The following is an 18,396-nucleotide window of genomic DNA, read 5'->3' as shown; positions in this document are numbered from 1 at the left end:
GCCCCGGAGCACAAGGGAGGGCTATCCCTCCCTCCTCCCCCCCAACAACGCTGCCCTCAGGCAGCTGTGTGACCCCTCGAGGAGAGTGAACGAATGTCAGGTGGAAGCGCCATCCGCGGAAGTCGCGTCGGTGCCGGCCCCCTGGGCGAGGCTGAGCGCGGCGAGGCCGCTCCTCGCGAGTACATCTCGTACTTCTGCGCCAACCACCACGTGATCCGCCCGGCCTTCTCGGCCGAAGCAGAGATCCCCGACACCTGGGACTGCCCGAAGTGCGGTCTGCCGGCCAACCGCGACCAGGCCAATCCTCCTGCTCCGCCGAAGATCGTGCCCTACAAGACCCATCTGGCCTATGTGAAGGAGCGTCGCAGCGACGCCGAGGCTGCTGCCATCCTTGCCGAAGCGCTGGAGAACCTGCGCCAGCGTCGCCGTGATGGTGAGGTCATCTATTGAGCAGCCACGAGCAGCTCGTGGCAGAGCTGACCGCTCGTTGGCCCGAGCATCGCATCGGCCCGGGCCTTGACCGGGAACGTGCTCTTCTCGACCTGCTGGGCAACCCTCAGCAGGCCTGTCCCGTCATCCAGATTGCTGGCACCAACGGTAAGGGATCGACGGCCATCATGATCGACTCGCTGCTACGGTCAGCCGGTCTGAGGGTGGGGCGGTACTGCTCCCCGCACCTGGTCGACGTCACCGAGCGCATCTGCATCGACGGTCGGCCCATCAGCCACGAGCTGTTCGACGAGACTTGGCACCAGATCGAGCCCATGGTGGCCATGGTTGACGGCCAGCACATCGACGGCATCCATATGACCTTCTTCGAAGTCATGACGGCCATGGCCTTCGCGGCTTTCGCGGATGCCCCGGTGGACGTTGCCGTCGTCGAAGTCGGTCTTGGAGGACGCTGGGACGCCACCAATGTCGTCGACGCTACCGTCGCCGTCGTCACCCCTGTGGCCATGGATCACATGCACATCCTTGGCAACACCATCGACAAGATTGCCGCCGAGAAGGCAGGAATCATCAAGCCGGGTTGCACGCCGGTCATTGCTGGCCAGGAACCGGAAGCCGCACCCATCCTGTTGGCTCAGTGCACCGACGCCGGCGTCAAGCCGCTGCTGGAGGGGCCCGACTGGGGCCTCTCGGACCGCCGCAGTGCTGTCGGTGGTCAGGTGCTGCGCATCCAGACCGTGTCGGGCCCGTTGGGCGAATTGTTCCTGCCGGTCTTCGGTGAGCACATGGCTCACAATGCTGCCCAGGCTGTTGCGGCGGCCGAGGCCCTCACCGGACCGCTCAAGCCCGCCATCATCGAGCAGGGTTTGGCGGCTGTGGAGGCTCCGGCTCGTCTCGAGGTGGTCCGCCGGTCTCCGCTCGTCATCCTCGACACCTTCCACAATCCCCACGGAGCGACGTCTGCGATGGCAGGGGTGCGCGAGTCCTTTGAGGTCGAGCCCCTCATCGCTGTCGTGGCGGCAATGGCGGACAAGGACATCGACGGGGTGCTGGCGGTGTTGTCGGACTCGGTCACTCACATCGTCGTCACCTCGATGCCGGATCTGCCACGTGTTTTGAGTGTCGACGACTTGGCGGAGAAGGCGTCGGCTCATTGGGACGACGACCACCTCACCCGGGTTGTCGACGTCCCCGAGGCACTCGAAGAGGCCCTGCGCATCGCCGATGCGTCCGGGCCGGGGGCCGGTGTCCTCATCGCCGGATCCGTTGTGCTGGCGGGTCGTGCCAGGGCGATCCTGCGTCCCAACGGCACCATGCCTGATGCCCCCCAGACTGCTGTTGTCGAAGCTCCGGAGCTGTCCGAGGAACAGATCGAGGCGATGGAGGGCCAGCGTCTCGACCCGCTGCCCGATGATGACATGAATGACGACGACCAGAGTTGGTGACGATGGCCGTGCAGCCCGGGAACGGAAAGGGCAGCTTCCTCACCCTGCCCGCAGAAAACCCGATGACGAAGGTGTGGTGAGTTTCCTCGCCTTCGAGGCCATCATTTTCGGCCTGACGATCCGCGCTGCGATAGGTTGGGGCCATGACTGACACGGAACGTACCCTGGTCCTGCTGAAGCCGGACGCCGTTGAGCGTCATCTCATTGGCGAGATCATCAGCAGGTACGAGACCAAGGGTCTCATCATGCGCGCAATGGAGCTGCGCACGATTGATGTCGATACCGCATCCAACCATTACGCCGAGCACGTCGGACGCGACTACTACCCTCCGCTGGAGGAGTTCATCACCTCGGGGCCGCTGGTCGCCCTGGTGCTCGAGGGACGTAAGGCCATCCAGGTCGTTCGCGCCATGAATGGACAGACTGACTGCGCCGAGGCTGCTCCTGGAACGATTCGTGGCGATTACGGCACACTCAAGAACCGCAACCTCGTCCACGCCTCTGACTGTTCGGAATCCGCCGAGCGCGAGATCGGCATCTGGTTCCCCGATCTGGTGTGATCTGATTCCGTGATCCAGCACGAACCGCCTAGCATGACCGTTCGTGAGTACCCAGGATCTCCTCGGTCGGATTGAACCACTGCTGGCCCGAGTCAACAAGCCCATCCAGTACGTGGGTGGGGAGCACAACAGCATCGTCAAGGATTGGCAGGACGCTGACGTGCGCTGGGTCTTGATGTACCCCGACGCGTACGAGGTTGGCCAGCCCAATCAGGGCGTGGCCATCCTCTACGAGGTGCTCAACGAACGCGACTGGATCCTGGCCGAGCGCACGTACTCCGTGTGGCCGGACATGGAGAAGCAGATGAGGGCCGCTGGGATTCCCCAGTTCACCCTTGACGGTCACCGTTCGGTTCGTGATTTCGACGTCATGTCGATCTCGCTGTCGACGGAGATGGGCTATACCAACATGCTCAATGCCATCGACCTGGCCGGTATCCCCGTCCATCAGGATGATCGCACCGACGACGACCCCATAGTCCTCATCGGCGGTCATGCCGCCTTCAATCCTGAGCCCGTCGCCGACTTCATCGACGCTGTCGTCCTGGGTGACGGTGAGGAGGCCTGCCTGGAGATCTCCGAGATCATCCGGGAGTGGAAACAGGAGGGCCGGCCGGGTGGACGCGAAGGTCTGTTGGTGAGGCTCGCCGAGACTGGCGGGGTTTACGTGCCCTCTTTCTACGACGTCGATTACCTCGACGACGGAACGATCGGTCGAGTTGCTCCCAATCGTCCGGAGGCGCCGTTCACCATCTCCAAGCACACCGTCATGGACCTTGATCAGTGGCAGTACCCGAAGAAGCCCATCGTCCCAGTGGCCGAGACCGTCCACGAGCGCTACTCGGTGGAGATCTTTCGCGGCTGTACCCGTGGCTGCCGGTTCTGCCAGGCAGGCATGGTCACCCGTCCGGTGCGCGAGCGGTCCATCGACACCATCGCCCAGATGGTTGACGGCGGTTTGCAGGCGACCGGTCTGGAAGAGGTTGGCCTGTTGAGTCTGTCGAGTGCGGACCACTCGGAGATTTCCGACATCACTAAGGGGTTGGCTGATCGATATGAGGGCACGAACGTTTCGTTGTCTCTGCCGAGCACGCGCGTCGATGCCTTCAATATTGATCTGGCCAACGAATTGAGCCGCAATGGTCGTCGCTCTGGTTTGACCTTCGCCCCTGAGGGCGGTTCGGAGCGGATGCGCCGAGTCGTCAATAAGCAGGTGACCGAGGGTGACCTCATCCGCACCGTCGCCACAGCATTCGGCAACGGGTGGCGTCAGGTGAAATTGTATTTCATGTGTGGTCTGCCCACGGAGACCGATGAGGACGTGCTGGGGATCCATGACATGGCCTCTCACGTCGTTGAGGCGGGTCGAGCCGCTGCCGGGCGCAAAGACATCCGCTGCACGATCTCCATTGGTGGTTTTGTCCCCAAGCCTCACACCCCGTTCCAGTGGGCTGCTCAAGCCTCCGCCGACGAGGTCGATCATCGCCTGTCGGTGCTGCGTGATTCCATCCGCGCTGATCGCCAGTTCGGTCGGTCGATCGGTATGCGTTACCACGACGGACGCCCGGGGATCATTGAAGGGCTACTGTCGCGCGGCGATCGTCGTGTCGGCCACGTCATTGAGGCCGTGTGGCGCGACGGGGGAGTGTTCGATGGCTGGAACGAATACTTCTCCTACGAGCGCTGGGTGGCCTGCTGTGAGCAGGAGCTCGAGCCCCTCGGCGTCTCCTTGGACTGGTTCACCACTCGCGAGCGTGATTACGAAGAGGTGCTGCCGTGGGACCACTTGGATTCTGGACTCGACCGTGACTGGTTGTGGGACGACTGGCAGGACGCCCTGGATGGCGAGGCTGTTGACGACTGTCGCTGGAACCCTTGCTACGACTGCGGAGTGTGCCCACAGATGGGCACTGAAATTCAGGTGGGGCCGTCGGGACACCCACTGATCCCTCTGACGCCCGTCGTGCCTGATGTTGCGCCGGCGACAGTTGCACCGTCTGAGGAGGGGTGACGATGTCGAGGCGCGCGCAACAACAGCCAGAACAGCAGGCCCCGCCGCAGCAGCGGCTGAGGATGCGGTATGCCAAGCGTGGTACCGCCAGGTTCACTTCTCATCGTGACTTCGCTCGCGCCTTTGAGCGAGCTTTGAATCGGGCACATATTCCGATGGCGTATTCGTCAGGGTTCAATCCGCATCCTCGAATTTCCTATGCCAATGGCGCAGCGACCGGGGCTGCATCTGAGGCTGAGTATCTCGAGGTTGCGTTGGCTCAGGTATGCGATCCCGGGAAGGTGCTGACGGCCTTGGGCCGGGAAATGCCGCCTGGCATGGAGGTGCTGGAGGTTGTGGAGACTGATCGCACCCCCTTCACGGACCTGCTGACGGCGTCAGCGTGGTTCATCGACCCCGCTGGTGAGGTGGCAGGGCTGGACGAGGCCGTGAACGCCGTCATGGCAGCCGACACCGTCGAGGTGGAGCGGATGACCAGGTCCGGTATACGCACTTTCGACGTCCGTGCTGCTCTCATCGGTCTGGACGTCGCGGACGGGAAGCTGCGTCTCATGCTGCGTCACGTCACTCCGTTGGTTCGTCCTGATGACGTGCTGCGTGCTCTGGCCGAGAAGTGCCCGGCGTTGGACGTCGATGCGGCACGAATGACGCGACTCGCGCAGGGCGCCTGCGAGGAGAACGCCAGCGGAGTGTCGACGACCCTGGTAGACCCATTCACCAGAACTGCCGCGACGGTGTGGTGAGGCCGTCGCCACTGTGCGGTTTCTGGCATCAACCCCGGTGACGTGACATACTGGGGCCAGGTGAAAGGGGTACCGCCCCACTCGACGGTTCATACCGCGACGCCGAGAGGCGACCGCGGGGAACTCGAGGGCTCACCGCAAGCTTGTGCCCCATGCCGGGCAGTGACGCCGTCAGTACAGCGCGAGGCGTTTGCACACGACTGTGGGATTTCCGCAGGGCCGTTACCCGGGTGGGCACTGACCGTGCCGAAAGGCCAAGGAGAGCACAATGCTCGACGAGACTGACAACACCACATTGAATTCCGACGAGAATTCCACCGCTGAGATTCCTGCTGCTCGACGCCGTCGGGCCGCATCGCGTCCTGCCGGGGCTCCTGCCCAGGTCGAAACGGAAAGCGCCCCGGTGGTGATCACCGCTGCCGGTACCGGCAGCTCCGTCGTCACCTCTGACGCCGAGGCGTCTGACCTTCCTCGCCCGCCGATGGGGCGGCGCCGCAAGGTCACCAAGGTTGAGGTCCCCAAGGTCGAGGCACCCAAGGCTGTCGAGCCCAAGACCGAAGAGACGACTCCCGAGGCTGAGAAGCCGCGTCGCGTCCGTAGCCGTCGCACCGGCGACACCGCTGCCAAGTCCACCCGGATGAGGGCCAGGGGCACTCGTGCAGCCGCCGAGGAGGAGTCCCCGGCGGAGGCGGGCAGCACCGAGTCCGCTGCTGAGACGAACGAGGGTTCCCAGACCCGCACCACCCGTCGTGGCGCATCCGAGACCGCTCCGTCAGTCGAGACCGAGCGTGGAACCTCCCAGCGTCGTCGTGCCACTCGTCGTCGCTCCTCCCGGGCTTCTGACAAGTCTGAGGAGTCCGTCGAGGAGAAGGCGACCGTCAAGGCTGACAAGGGTGCCAGGGACAAGGGATTCGATGGCGAGGATCCCATCAATGCTGCCCTGAACAAGGCCAAGGCTCGGGCCCGTGGCCACAAGGTTGAGGGCACCCTGGCCAACCCGTTTGCATCCAAGGATGGCGAGGAGCGATCCACCGTTGACATCCTCGACTCCCTGGCTACCGAGATTGGCGGGGGAGATGCCGGGGTGCCGAAGAAGCGTCATCGTCGCGCCACGCGTCCGTCCGAGGTCGGTAACCACGCTGAGGAGGCAGTCGAGGCCGAGCCCGAGAAGGACAAGGGTGAGGCCAAGGACCGCAAGGGCTCCGGCAAGAAGAATGGGAAGTCCGACGAGAAGACCGCTGAGTCGGTTGAGGAGCAGACGACCTCCGAGTCCGAGGACACCACCTTCGAGGAGGAGGGCCAGAACCGTCGTCGCCGTCGTCGGGGCGGACGTCGTCGCCGTCGCAGCGAGGGCACCGAGGACGAGTCCTCCGAGGACGAGTCAGACAACAATGACGACTCAGGGCACGGCACCGAGAATGGCTCGGAGCCCGGGAGTTCGGATGCCACGCGTCGTCGTCGCCGTCGTCGGCGCCGCCGCGGTGAGGACATCAGCGGTTCTGACGACGATCCCAGCGAGGTCGTCATCAAGGTTCGTGAGCCGCGCTCGCGTCAGTCGGTGGCTGACGAGGTCACCGGCATCGAGGGCTCGACCCGTATGGAGGCCAAGAAGCAGCGCCGCCGTGAGGGGCGTGCCGCCGGTCGCCGACGCAGCGCCGTCATCACAGACGCTGAGTTCTTGGCCCGCCGCGAGTCGGTGGACCGCAAGATGGTTGTCCGTCAGTCCGACGAGTACTCGCAACTGGCAGTGCTGGAGGACGGTGTCCTCGTCGAGCACTACGTCGACCGCGCCTCGGCCACGTCGTCGATCGGCAACATCTACCTGGGCAAGGTCCAGAACGTCCTGCCCTCGATGGAGGCCGCCTTCATCGACATCGGTCGTGGCCGCAACGCCGTGCTCTACGCCGGTGAGGTCGACTGGGCCAAGTATGGCAAGGAGGGCGAGGACAAGCGCATTGAGCACGCCCTGAAGTCAGGGGACCAGGTTCTGGTGCAGGTCACCAAGGACCCGGTGGGTGCCAAGGGTGCTCGTCTGACCAGCCACATTTCAGTGCCTGGACGCTTCGTCGTCTACTCGCCCGGTGGACATCTGTCGGGAATCTCCCGCAAGCTGGCCGACTCCGAGCGCAAGCGTCTCAAGAAGATCGTCGAGAACAACATCCCGTCGGATGCCTCCGTCATCGTGCGTACTGCCGCAGAGGGAGCCACCGAGGAGGATCTCGTCCGCGACATCAACCGTCTCAAGGCTCAGTGGGAGATCATCGAGCGCAAGGCCAGCACCAGCAAGGCGCCGCTCATGCTGTACTCGGAGCCGGACCTGACGGTGCGCATCATCCGTGACCTGTTCACCGCAGACTTCTCCGAACTCGTCATTGCAGGAAACGGTGGCTCGGACGACGCCTATGACACCATCAAGGCCTATGTCGATCACGTCGCCCCGGAGATGGCTTCGCGTCTGACCCACTGGGAGGACGCCGACAAGGATCCTTTCGCCGGGCACCGCATCGACGAGCAGATCGCCAAGGCCTTGGAACGCAAGGTCTATCTGCCCTCGGGCGGGTCGCTGGTCATTGACCGCACCGAGGCCATGACGGTCATTGACGTCAATACCGGCAAGTTCACCGGATCTGCCGGCAACCTCGAGGCCACCGTCACCGCCAACAACCTGGAGGCGGCCGAGGAGATCGTCCGTCAGTTGCGGCTACGCGACATCGGCGGAATCATCGTCGTCGACTTCATCGACATGGTGTTGCCGACCAACCGTGAGCTTCTGGTGCGTCGTCTCACCGAGTGCCTGGGACGGGATCGCACCCGCCACCAGGTCGCCGAGGTCACGTCGCTGGGTCTGGTCCAGATGACCCGCAAGAAGATCGGCACCGGCCTGGCCGAGGCCTTCACCGAGGAGTGCGAGGCTTGTGGTGGCCGTGGCTACCACCGCTTCGACAAGCCGGTGGATTCCCAGGCCCCGGCCGATGGTGGCGAGCGTTCCAAGGGTCGCGGACGCGGCCACAAGGGCTCCTCGGGCAAGTCCCATTCCAAGTGAGGACGGGCCCGGACAAGGGCGATGGACATTCGTTTTTGACCGTCCACCACAGGAAATGTAAAATAAGCAGCCGGTCCGACGTGAGTCGTCGGTCAGGTTTGTCCGGGGCCGTTGGTTCCGGTCCCGGAAATGCACGACAAGAACGAGAGTAGGTCAGGCGTGTACGCGATTGTGCGTAGTGGCGGCCGCCAGCACAAGGTGGCAGTGGGTGACGTCGTCGAGATCGACAAGGTCGCCGACGAGGCGGGCAGCAGCATCGAGCTGACCCCGCTCCTCGTGGTTGATGGCGGGTCCGTCACCTCCGACAAGGACGCGCTCGGAAAGGTCAAGGTCACCGCTGAGGTTCTCGGTGAGACCAAGGGCCCGAAGATCCGCATCCTCAGGTACAAGAACAAGACCGGCTACAAGAAGCGCCAGGGGCACCGTCAGAAGTACACCCAGGTCAAGGTCACCGGAATCGAAGGCTGAGGTAGACAGACATGGCACACAAGAAGGGCGCGTCCTCTTCGCGCAACGGTCGTGACTCGAACGCTCAGCGTCTGGGCGTGAAGCGTTTCGGCGGTCAACTCGTCAATGCTGGCGAGATCATCGTGCGTCAGCGTGGCACTCACTTCCACCCCGGTGACGGGGTGGGCCGCGGTGGCGACGACACCCTCTTCGCCCTGCGTGACGGCAATGTCGAGTTCGGTACTCGTCGTGGCCGTAAGGTTGTCAACGTAAACCCTGTGGAGGTCCCGGCCGAGGCCTGAGTTCCACGAGATCAATGGGATTGGCCCCCGTCTGTCAAGGCGGGGGCCAATCTGTGCCTGTAGCCACCACAAGAAAAATGTGCGATCGACTCGGTGTTCACTGAAAAGTGTGTCGACAATTGCGACCACCGTCGGATCCTCGGCGCGACTGTAGTCGTCACTGCGGCTCAAAGGCTGGAAGTGATGCAGTATCGACCTACTCTCAAAACTTGGTCGTTGTGAACGACGCGATGAGGGGAGATTGGACAATCGTGGGCAACCGGGATCTCAGCGAGGATGAACAGTGGCTGTACCGGATCGAGCAGGGATCGGACGCCCCGACCATCGTGTCGACGGGATCGTTGCCCAGGGTCACCGGACCCCTGACACGGATGCGCTCAGGTCAATCGGCCACATCGCAGGCTCCTGAGGATCACGACGTAGGGGCTGGTCCTCAGCCCAAGGCTCGTAAGGGGCCTCGCCTGTACGAGGTGGCTGCTGGTGCCTGCGCCTCTGCGGCTGCGACTGGCATCGTTGGTGGGCTAGGTATCGGTGGGACGATGATCGGCGCTGCGGTCACCAGCCTCGTCATCGCACTAGGCGGTGCGCTGTTTACCAGGTGGTTTTCGCGGACTCACCGCAGTGTCTCCGGAGTGCGCCAGCGTCGAGGGATGTGGGCCCGCATGGTCGCAGCAGCCCTTGTTGCGAGCGTGCTCACCGTCGTCATCGGGGTGGTGTGGCTGACGCCCTCGGCAGGTCAGGAAGCCGCGTCGTGGGTGCATTGGGCCACCGGCTCGCTGGAGCAGTGGCAGGAATCAGCACAACGCGCCTGGCCATGTCTCAAAGCTGCCTGGTACGCCTTTCGCTGACCTTCCCACACCCTCGTTCACCGAGAGCGTGACGCATCATGCACGAAGTGCAAGGTGTGCACTTGATGCAAAAACTGCACGGGGTGCATAGTTGTGTATGTGACTTCGCCAACAGCAATCCGCACTCAGGGCGTTATTCGCCGTGCCGCCATGGAATTGGCGGTCGAGAAGCCGGTGGACGAGGTCACGGTCGACGACATCGCCGAACGTGCTGGGGTGTCACGACGAACTGTGTTCAACCATTTCCCGTGCAAGTACGATGTCTATCTGCCCCCGGTGATCGCCTATCCGCAGGAGGCCCTCGATACTTTCGCGACGGATACCTCGACCTCACTGGGCGACGCCATTCGCACCCTGATCGATGCCAGGTGGCGGAACTCTGACGTCGACCTCGACGACTTGCGTGAGCTTGTGAGAATCAGTGGGGAGAGCACGGAGCTTCGGATGTCTCTGAAGGAGACAGTTGACTGCCAACTCGCAGCCCTCATGAGCGCAGCCGCGCGCCGGATCGGCCGCTCCGAGGACTCCTTCGAGGTGCTTGCCCTCGTGGGCACCATCCAAGCGATGGAACGTGCGGCCTTTCACGCGGTCATGGTCCGTCCTGGGGCCAGTTCAGCCGAGGTGGTCGGCACCATTGACTGGGTCGTTGACGCCTGGGTCAGGCTGTCCGCGGAGTTGGCCGGCGACCAGGTGCCAGCCACGAGCTCGTGAGGAACGCTCGCCACAACCTGCGCGACAACGCGCCACACGCTCCCATTCAACATCAGAAAGCTGTGACATGTCTGCAACTGCTGCCGCTGCTGAGGCTGCCAGGTTCAAACCAGACCGCCGGTTCTGGGTTGTCTACCTCTGCCTCATGATGGTGATGTTCCTGTCCTCCCTGGACCAGACAATCGTCGCCACCGCTTTGCCGACCATCGTCGGTGACCTGTCTGGCGTCGAACACATGGCCTGGGTCATCACCGCGTACACCCTGGCCGTCACCGTAGGCATGCCGCTTTATGGGCGCCTCTCCGACCTGATCGGTCGTAAGGCCCTGTATCTCATCGCCATTGGTCTGTTCCTGCTGGGGTCTACTCTGTGCGGCACCGCTGGCACCATGATCACCTTCATCTTTTTCCGCTTCATCCAGGGCCTGGGTGGCGGCGGCCTCATGATCTTGTCGCAGGCCATCACTGGCGATCTCATCCCGCCGCGCGTTCGTGCCGCCTACATGGCGCCGATGGGGGCGATGTTCGGTGTGTCCTCGGTGCTCGGCCCGCTACTGGGCGGTTGGTTCACCGACTCGATCTCCTGGCGTTGGGTGTTCTGGATCAACCTGCCGCTGGGTGTGGTTGCCTGGGGTGCCTGCTTCGTTGCACTCAAGCTGCCCAAGCACGAGCTGACGACTAAGATCGACTGGCTCGGGCTCGCCCTCATGGACATCGGCGCCGTGACCATCGTGCTGGTGGCCACCTGGGGCGGCTCCCAGTACGACTGGCTGTCCTGGCAGATCATCGGCCTGGGTGCCGTTACCGTCATCGCGTGGGCCTTGTTGCCCGTCGTGGAGCGCCGGGTCGAGGATCCGGTGCTGCCGTTGACGCTGTTCCACAACCGTACCTTCGTCGTCTCCACGATCATCGGCATGCTCGCCATGGGCGCCATGTTCGGTGTGCTGGCATACCTGCCGACCTACATGCAGATGACCTACGGCTACTCGGCCACGGTCTCGGGTCTGCTGCTCATCCCCATGACGATCGGCATCCTGCTGTCCTCGACGGTGACCGGTCTGCTGACCTCGAAGATCGGTCGCTACCGCATCTTCATCATCATGGGCCCGATCGTTGCCGCCGGGGGCATGGTGCTGATGTCGACCCTGAACCAGAACTCCTCGGTCTGGTGGATCATGGGTGACACCTTCATCCTCGGTCTGGGCATGGGCATGTTCTTCCAGCTGCTCGTCATGGCAGTGCAGAACGACGTCCGCCCAACTCTGTTGGGGACGGCCACCAGCCACAACAACTTCTTCCGTCAGATCGGGGTGTGCTTGGGATCCTCCCTCATCGGTGTGGCCTTCACCACCCGACTGACCGACCGCGTCACCGACCTGTTCGCCTCGCTGGCCTCCAGCAAGGATCCAGCCGTCCTCGAGACCCTCGGCTCGATGAGTTCCCACGGCCACGGTGTCGCCTCGCTGACCCCAGGGGCCGTCAATCAGATGCCTGATGCGATTCGAGAGGGCATCGTTCAGGCATACGTGAATTCGCTGACCCCGCTGTTCCTGTGGATGGCCCCGATAGTTGCTGCCGCTGGTCTGTTGGCCTTCCTGCTCAAGGACGTGCCGCTGTCCCACCACACTGGTATTCAGATGCGTGCCGCGTCCGAGGGCGCCTGAGCTGACGTTTCGGACGGTCTGGCGATGCAGGAATCCACTGCCATCCCACGGCGCGGGGCAGGCGTCGTGAAGGTTGACGCGGCTCCGCCACGTCGAGGCGCTGGACCGGAACAACCAGCACAGGCCTGACAGCTCGGGACGCGCCACCTGGATGGGGTGGCGCGTCCCGGCGTCTAGACTTGTGATCCACCTTGGGCCAGACGGCCCGACCCCATCTGTGAGGAGCAGAACATGGCCATCCCCTCCTTCGTGGACCGCGCGACGCTGACAGCCGTGGCGGGCAAGGGGGGACACGGTTGCGCCTCCGTCAAGCGGGAGAAGTTCAAACCGTTGGGTGGCCCCGACGGTGGCAATGGTGGGCATGGCGGGTCGGTGATCCTGCGCGCTGACCCCCAGGTGACGACCCTCGTCGACTATCACTGGCAGTCCACCCGAAGGGCTACCAACGGTGAGCCCGGACGCGGTGACAACCAGGCCGGAGCCAATGGATCCGACATCATCCTGGGCGTTCCCGACGGCACGGTCGTCTCCGACGCCGACACCGGTGAGTTGCTGGGGGACCTCGTCGGAGTGGGATCCCAACTCGTCGTCGCAGCGGGTGGCCGTGGCGGCCTCGGCAATGCCGCGCTGGCCAACTCGGCGCGCAAGGCTCCTGGTTTCGCTCTCCTCGGTGAAGCCGGTGAGGAACGCAAGGTTCTGCTCGAACTCAAGGTCGTCGCTGACATCGGCCTGGTGGGATTCCCCTCGGCCGGAAAGTCCAGCCTCATCGCCGCGATCTCGCGAGCCAAGCCGAGGATTGCCGATTACCCCTTCACCACCCTGGTGCCGAACCTGGGCGTGGTCGTCGCGGGGGAGACGACGTACACCGTTGCCGACGTGCCGGGCCTCATCCCGGGAGCCTCCTTGGGCAAGGGGCTGGGATTTGACTTCCTGCGCCACATCGAGCGCTGCCGGGCCATCGTCCACGTCATCGACTGCGCCACCTACGAGCCGGGTCGCGACCCTGTCACCGACCTCGACGTCATCGAGGGGGAGCTTGCTGCCCATGGTGGCCTGGAGGATCGTCCACGTCTGGTGGTGCTCAACAAAGTTGACGTCCCAGACGCCGCTGACCTGGCCGACATCGTCTTCGACGATGTCGGCAAGCGTGGCTGGGCGGTCTTCCGTGTCTCGACGAAGTCCGGAGAGGGGCTCAACTCCCTCAAGTTCGCCATGGCCGATCTGGTCGAGAAGGCTCGCGAGGACGAGCCCGAACCCGAGCCGGAGCGGATCGTCATCCGGCCCAGGCCCAAGGAGGAGGGCCCGGCCTTCTCCATCAAGCGTCAGGGCGACGGTGAGGGCGGTTTCCTGTGGCGTGTGACCGGTGACAAGCCGGCTCGTTGGGTCGCTCAGACTGACTTCAACAACCCGGAGGCCGTCGGCTACCTGTCGGATCGCCTCAACCGTCTGGGCGTCGAGGAGGAGCTGCTGGCCATGGGGGCCATTGCCGGTGACGCCGTCGCCGTCGGTGGTGAGGACGCCGTCATCTTCGACTTCGCCCCGCAGATCGAGTCGGGTGCCGAGCTGTTGTCCCGCCGCGGTGAGGACCAGCGTCTGGAGACCGAGCGTCCCTCGGCCACCCGTCGTCGCGAGATGGATCGCGAATATCACCGCGCCCGTGAGGAATACGGCCAGGTCGGCCGCGATCCACGGGGTGAGTCGTGGCGTGCCCGCGTCGCCGAGGATGAGCGGTTCGAGGGCCGTGACTGATCAACGTCGAGTCATTTCCGCGGCCACCACTGTGGTGGTCAAGATCGGATCATCCTCGTTGACCCTGCCCGGCGGCGGGATCGATGTTCGCCGTGTCGACGAGCTGGTCGACGTGCTTAGCGAGGTCGTCGCGGACGGCAAGCGGGTCGTCCTGGTGAGCTCAGGAGCCATCGCCACCGGGTTCCCAGCGATGGGAATGACCCACCGCCCACGGAGCGTGGCCGGCAAGCAGGCGGCAGCCTCGGTCGGGCAGGGAATCCTGCTGGCCCACTACACGTCACGGTTTGCCAGCCACGGGTTGCGGGTCGGACAGGTACTGCTGACCGTCAATGACCTGGTCCGCCCCACCTCCTATCGAAATGCCTGGTCGACCCTGGACACCCTGCTCGAGCTGGGAGTCGTGCCAATCGTCAACGAGAACGACACCGTTGCCACCGGGGAGATCAAGTTCGGCGACAACGACCGACTCGCTGCCCTGGTGGCTGAGTTGGTGCGCGCTCAGGCCCTCGTGCTGCTGTCTGACGTCGACGCCCTTTACACCGCTCATCCGGATTCCCCGGACGCCCGTCGGCTGGATGTCGTCGAGGACATTGACGCGCTGGAGATCGACACCCACAAGGCCGGATCCGGGGTCGGTACCGGGGGCATGACGACGAAGCTGGAGGCCGCCCGAATGGCCACCAGCGCGGGGGTCCCTGTGGTGCTCGCATCGGCTTCGGACGCCCGTGGCGTCCTGGGTGGGGCAGCCGTGGGCACCTACTTCCGACCGACGGCGACGCGGCGGTCCCGGCGTCTGCTGTGGCTGGCCGACGCCGCTACCCCGCAGGGCCAGATCGTCATCGACGAGGGGGCCGTCGAGGCCCTCACCACACGCCATTCGTCGTTGTTGGCGGTGGGTGTCACTCGGGTTCACGGGGATTTCCAGGCGGGTGATCCGGTGACGATCCTAGCCCCGGACGGTCGGCTCGTCGGGCGCGGCATCGCTCAGTTCTCCCATGACGAGGTGCGGGTGATGAGAGGACGTTCGAGCGCCTGGCTGGCCGCGGAAATGGGCCCGGCGGCGTCCCGGGAGATCATCCATCGCGACGCCATGGTGTTGAGCCGTCGTCGAACTACCAAGAAGTGACTCACCGTCGCTGTGGTCACCATGGTGGTGTTGCCCATGCCCACCTGACGAATACCATGTGGCCATGAGCTCGCGAGTCATCGAACAGGCCAAGGCTGCCCGATCTGCTGCCACGGTGTTGCGTCGGCTGCGTCGCATCGACAAGGACGACCTGCTGATGGCCATGGCCGCCGGGTTGCGCAAGAACGTCGACGACATCCTGGCCGCCAACCGTGCCGATGTCGATCGTGGCCGTGAGGACGGGATGGACGAGGCCATTGTCGATCGTCTCACCCTCACCCCGGAACGGGTCGAGGGAATGGCCGTCGGCCTGGAAGGGGTCGCTCGGCTCGACGACCCCGTCGGTGAGGTCGTGCGTGGCTGGCACACCCCGCTGGGAGTCAAGGTCGAGCAGGTCCGGGTGCCACTTGGCGTCATCGGGATCATCTACGAGGCTCGTCCCAATGTCACTTCTGACGCCGCCGGTATCTGTCTCAAGGCCGGCAATGCGTGCCTGTTGCGAGGATCGTCCTCGGCCTTGGAGTCCAACCGTGCCGTCATCGCCGCGATGCGGTCTCGGTTGCCCGAGGAGATCCGTGAGGCGGTGCAGCTCGTCGAGGGCGGCCATGAAGTCACCGATGAATTGATGGCCGCTCGAGGGTACGTCGATCTGCTCATTCCACGCGGCGGCGCCGGGCTCATCAACGCCGTCGTCACCGGCGCCGAGGTGCCCGTCATCCAGACTGGAACTGGCAACTGCCACCTCGTCATTGATGCCAGCGCTGATGTGGGAATGGCGGTCGATATTGCCGTCAATGCCAAGACCCAGCGCCCCAGCGTCTGCAATGCCATCGAGACTGTCCTGGTGCATCGTGGGATCGCGGAGCTGGCTGTGCCTCAGCTGGTCGACGCCATGAGTGATCGTGGGGTTACGGTGCATGGTGATGACGAAAGCACCCGGCTCGATCCGAGGATCGTTCCAGCCGTCTCCGACGAGTATGACGACGAGTACCTGTCCTTGGACCTTGCACTGCGCATCGTCGACGACGTGGAAGAGGCGGTCGATCACATCGCCACGCATGGGTCGGGGCATTCGGAAACCATCGTCACGAGGTCGATGTCCTCGCAGGAGTTCTTCACCTCAAGCGTGGACGCTGCTGCCGTGTTGGTGAATTGTTCCAGTAGATTTGTTGACGGTGGCGAGTTCGGATTCGGTGCGGAGATCGGCATTTCCACTCAGAAGCTGCACGCCCGCGGACCGATGGGCCTGCGGGAGATGACGACGACGACCTACGTCCTGCACGGGGACGGTCAGATCCGGCGATGACCGGTTGTCGGTTGTCGTGGCGTGTTGTGGGATAGGCTGAGGCGCCATGAGTATCGTTCCTCTCCTGATGGAGTCGTCGGCCCCCGCCGTCGGCATCTTGACGCTGGTGGTGCTGATCGCGTCGTCCATCGTCTGGGGTGGTGGTAAGAATCGGTCGCATTCCTGATGCCAAGTGTTGAGTTGGGACTGGCGCGGGTTCACGACGGACGCCGCTACCGGCTTGGGGTGATGGGTGGCACCTTTGATCCCATACATCATGGCCACCTTGTCGCAGCTTCGGAGGTCGCGGCCAGGTTCGACCTTGACGAGGTCGTCTTCGTGCCGACCGGCCTGCCCTGGCAGAAGAAGGGGCGCAAGGTCTCACAGGCTGAGGACCGTTACCTCATGACCGTTATTGCCACGGCGTCAAATCCATCATTTTCGGTATCGCGGGTCGATATTGAGCGTCCCGGCGACACGTATACCGTCGATACCCTCAAGGACCTGCGCCGAGAGCGAGGCAGTGACGTCGACTTGTTCTTCATCACCGGTGCGGATGCGTTGAGCCACATTCTCACGTGGCGCGGAGCCAAAGAGCTGTTCGATCTGGCGCACTTCATCGGTGTGTCGCGGCCCGGGGTGCCCTTGGGGACCAAGGACATTTCTCACCTGCCGGCAGAGAAGGTCACTCTCCTCGAGGTGCCAGCCATGGCCATTTCATCAACCGATTGCCGTCAGCGGGTGGGGGAGGACATGCCAATCTGGTACCTGGTGCCGGACGGCATCGTGCAGTACATCAACAAGCGCGGTCTCTACCGCGACAACATCAAGATCAATCCGGAGGACCATTGAGCGCCACCGAACAGGCCATCGAGCTCGCCCGGGTGGCAGCCCATGCCGCCCTCGACAAGAAGGGCTTCGACATCGTCGCCCTTGACGTCTCGGAGCACCTCGCCATCACCGACATCTTCGTCATCATCTCGTCGGCCAGCGAGCGTCAGGTGGCGTCCGTGGTCGACGCCATCGACAAGGCGATGCACGAGCACAAGGCTCATCGCGCACGACGCGAGGGAGAGCGGGAGAACCGCTGGGTGCTGCTCGACTACGTCGACATCGTGGTGCACGTGCAGCATCAGGAGGAGCGCGAGCTGTACTCCCTGGAGAGGTTGTGGAAGGACTGCCCGGCCGTTGACCTGCAGTTGCCTGAGGAGCAGCTTGACTGGGACCAGATGTGACGACGCGGATCGTCCTGGTTCGGCACGGCGAGACCGAGTTCAACGCCGACGGACGGTTGCAAGGCCGGTTGGACATTCCGCTGTCCCCGGTGGGGATTGCCCAGGCTGAGGCCGTTGCGCCCGTCATTGCCGGGATGACCCCGGTGGTAATCGTGTCGTCGCCGTTGATGCGTGCTCGGGTCACTGCTGAGACCATTGGTCGAGCTGCTGGGGTTGACGTTGTTACCGACGATCGCCTCAAGGAGGTTGACGTCGGTCAGTGGGCGGGCCAGACTGTGCCCGATTTGCACCGCAATGACCCCGATTACACCCGGCTGACGGCGTCGGGGGAGGACTTTCGACGATCTGACGGGGAGACGACCGCCGAAGTCGCTGAGCGGGTGACGTCGGCTATCCACGATGTGGTGCGAGTGCATCATGGGGAGACGGTGTGTCTGGTCGCACACGGATTCGCGCTGCGAGCGGCGGTGGTGTGGCTTCTCGGCGGCGAATACCCGGAATTTCTGCGATTTGGTGGACTGGGTAACTGCTCGTGGACAGTGCTGGACCGGATCGGATCCGGCGAGGCTGACCGACGCGGAATGGGTGACCGCTGGAGGCTTCGTACGTATAACGCCACCGTGATGTGACGAGTGTCGTCGACTGGCTTTGTGGGAGCCGAGTTGGCCATCGATCGGCTGTTCGCATGTCAGCGGTGTCGAGTTGGCGGAATCGGGCAAGGTCCGGTAGTGTCTGGCGGGTCGCCCGGTGACTCGGGTGAACGAAGAAGATGGCTCCT

Annotated in this window: 16 protein-coding genes and 2 pseudogenes; all 18 read left to right on the top strand. The window is 63.9% G+C overall.

From position 1 onward, the window contains the following. Positions 1-93: 93 nt before the first annotated feature. The 18 genes and pseudogenes from ACSJJT_RS02775 (at position 94) to ACSJJT_RS02690 (ending at position 18,247) form a co-directional block, all read left to right on the top strand. The gene (locus tag ACSJJT_RS02775; RefSeq protein ID WP_435916819.1) at positions 94-450 is read left to right on the top strand and encodes an RNA polymerase-binding protein RbpA; all 357 of its coding nucleotides are present in this window, start codon (positions 94-96) and stop codon (positions 448-450) included. Beyond that, the gene (locus ACSJJT_RS02770; protein ID WP_435916818.1) at positions 447-1,895 is read left to right on the top strand and encodes a bifunctional folylpolyglutamate synthase/dihydrofolate synthase; all 1,449 of its coding nucleotides are present in this window, start codon (positions 447-449) and stop codon (positions 1,893-1,895) included. Before ACSJJT_RS02775 ends, ACSJJT_RS02770 begins: the two co-directional genes overlap by 4 nt. A gap of 2 nt (positions 1,896-1,897) precedes the next feature. Beyond that, a pseudogene (locus ACSJJT_RS02765) lies at positions 1,898-2,028 on the top strand (DUF4233 domain-containing protein); the annotation flags it as partial. A gap of 10 nt (positions 2,029-2,038) precedes the next feature. Beyond that, the gene (gene ndk, locus ACSJJT_RS02760; protein WP_435916817.1) at positions 2,039-2,455 is read left to right on the top strand and encodes a nucleoside-diphosphate kinase; all 417 of its coding nucleotides are present in this window, start codon (positions 2,039-2,041) and stop codon (positions 2,453-2,455) included. A 43-nt stretch (positions 2,456-2,498) separates the two neighbouring features. Next, on the top strand, positions 2,499-4,466 hold the full coding sequence (locus ACSJJT_RS02755) for a TIGR03960 family B12-binding radical SAM protein (RefSeq protein WP_435916816.1): 1,968 nt from the start codon (positions 2,499-2,501) through the stop codon (positions 4,464-4,466). A gap of 2 nt (positions 4,467-4,468) precedes the next feature. Continuing rightward, positions 4,469-5,209 (top strand): TIGR03936 family radical SAM-associated protein, encoded by a 741-nt coding sequence (locus ACSJJT_RS02750; protein WP_435916815.1) that lies wholly within the window; start codon positions 4,469-4,471, stop codon positions 5,207-5,209. Positions 5,210-5,477: 268 nt separating this feature from the next. After that, a complete protein-coding gene (locus tag ACSJJT_RS02745; protein ID WP_435916814.1) occupies positions 5,478-8,252 on the top strand; it encodes an Rne/Rng family ribonuclease in 2,775 nt (924 codons plus the stop codon). A 159-nt stretch (positions 8,253-8,411) separates the two neighbouring features. After that, entirely contained in the window at positions 8,412-8,720 is a 309-nt protein-coding gene (gene rplU / locus ACSJJT_RS02740) for a 50S ribosomal protein L21 (protein ID WP_435916813.1), read from the top strand. An 11-nt stretch (positions 8,721-8,731) separates the two neighbouring features. After that, positions 8,732-9,001, top strand: coding sequence for a 50S ribosomal protein L27 (gene rpmA / locus ACSJJT_RS02735; protein WP_435916812.1), 270 nt, complete (start codon positions 8,732-8,734; stop codon positions 8,999-9,001). 230 nt (positions 9,002-9,231) lie between these two features. Then, on the top strand, positions 9,232-9,849 hold the full coding sequence (locus ACSJJT_RS02730; RefSeq protein WP_435917045.1) for a hypothetical protein: 618 nt from the start codon (positions 9,232-9,234) through the stop codon (positions 9,847-9,849). Between the two features lie 99 nt (positions 9,850-9,948). Then, entirely contained in the window at positions 9,949-10,560 is a 612-nt protein-coding gene (locus ACSJJT_RS02725; RefSeq protein ID WP_435916811.1) for a TetR/AcrR family transcriptional regulator, read from the top strand. Between the two features lie 67 nt (positions 10,561-10,627). Continuing rightward, positions 10,628-12,352, top strand: a pseudogene (locus ACSJJT_RS02720) (MDR family MFS transporter). A gap of 102 nt (positions 12,353-12,454) precedes the next feature. Beyond that, complete coding sequence (gene obgE, locus ACSJJT_RS02715; RefSeq protein WP_435916810.1) at positions 12,455-13,972, top strand: GTPase ObgE; 1,518 nt, start codon at positions 12,455-12,457, stop codon at positions 13,970-13,972. After that, positions 13,965-15,098, top strand: a complete 1,134-nt coding sequence (proB, locus tag ACSJJT_RS02710; RefSeq protein WP_435916809.1) for a glutamate 5-kinase — start codon at positions 13,965-13,967, stop codon at positions 15,096-15,098. Before obgE ends, proB begins: the two co-directional genes overlap by 8 nt. Before the next feature lie 58 nt (positions 15,099-15,156). Next, positions 15,157-16,404, top strand: coding sequence for a glutamate-5-semialdehyde dehydrogenase (locus ACSJJT_RS02705; RefSeq protein WP_435916808.1), 1,248 nt, complete (start codon positions 15,157-15,159; stop codon positions 16,402-16,404). A 165-nt stretch (positions 16,405-16,569) separates the two neighbouring features. Next, a complete protein-coding gene (nadD, locus tag ACSJJT_RS02700; RefSeq protein ID WP_435916807.1) occupies positions 16,570-17,235 on the top strand; it encodes a nicotinate-nucleotide adenylyltransferase in 666 nt (221 codons plus the stop codon). Further along, positions 17,232-17,618, top strand: a complete 387-nt coding sequence (rsfS, locus tag ACSJJT_RS02695) for a ribosome silencing factor (RefSeq protein WP_435916806.1) — start codon at positions 17,232-17,234, stop codon at positions 17,616-17,618. The genes nadD and rsfS overlap by 4 nt, the downstream gene beginning before the upstream one ends. After that, positions 17,615-18,247, top strand: a complete 633-nt coding sequence (locus ACSJJT_RS02690) for a histidine phosphatase family protein (protein ID WP_435916805.1) — start codon at positions 17,615-17,617, stop codon at positions 18,245-18,247. The genes rsfS and ACSJJT_RS02690 overlap by 4 nt, the downstream gene beginning before the upstream one ends. Positions 18,248-18,396 lie beyond the last annotated feature (149 nt).

It is taken from the genome of Cutibacterium nasicola (assembly GCF_051303185.1).
Classification (GTDB): domain Bacteria; phylum Actinomycetota; class Actinomycetes; order Propionibacteriales; family Propionibacteriaceae; genus Cutibacterium.
This window is presented reverse-complemented; position numbering and strand designations above follow the sequence as displayed.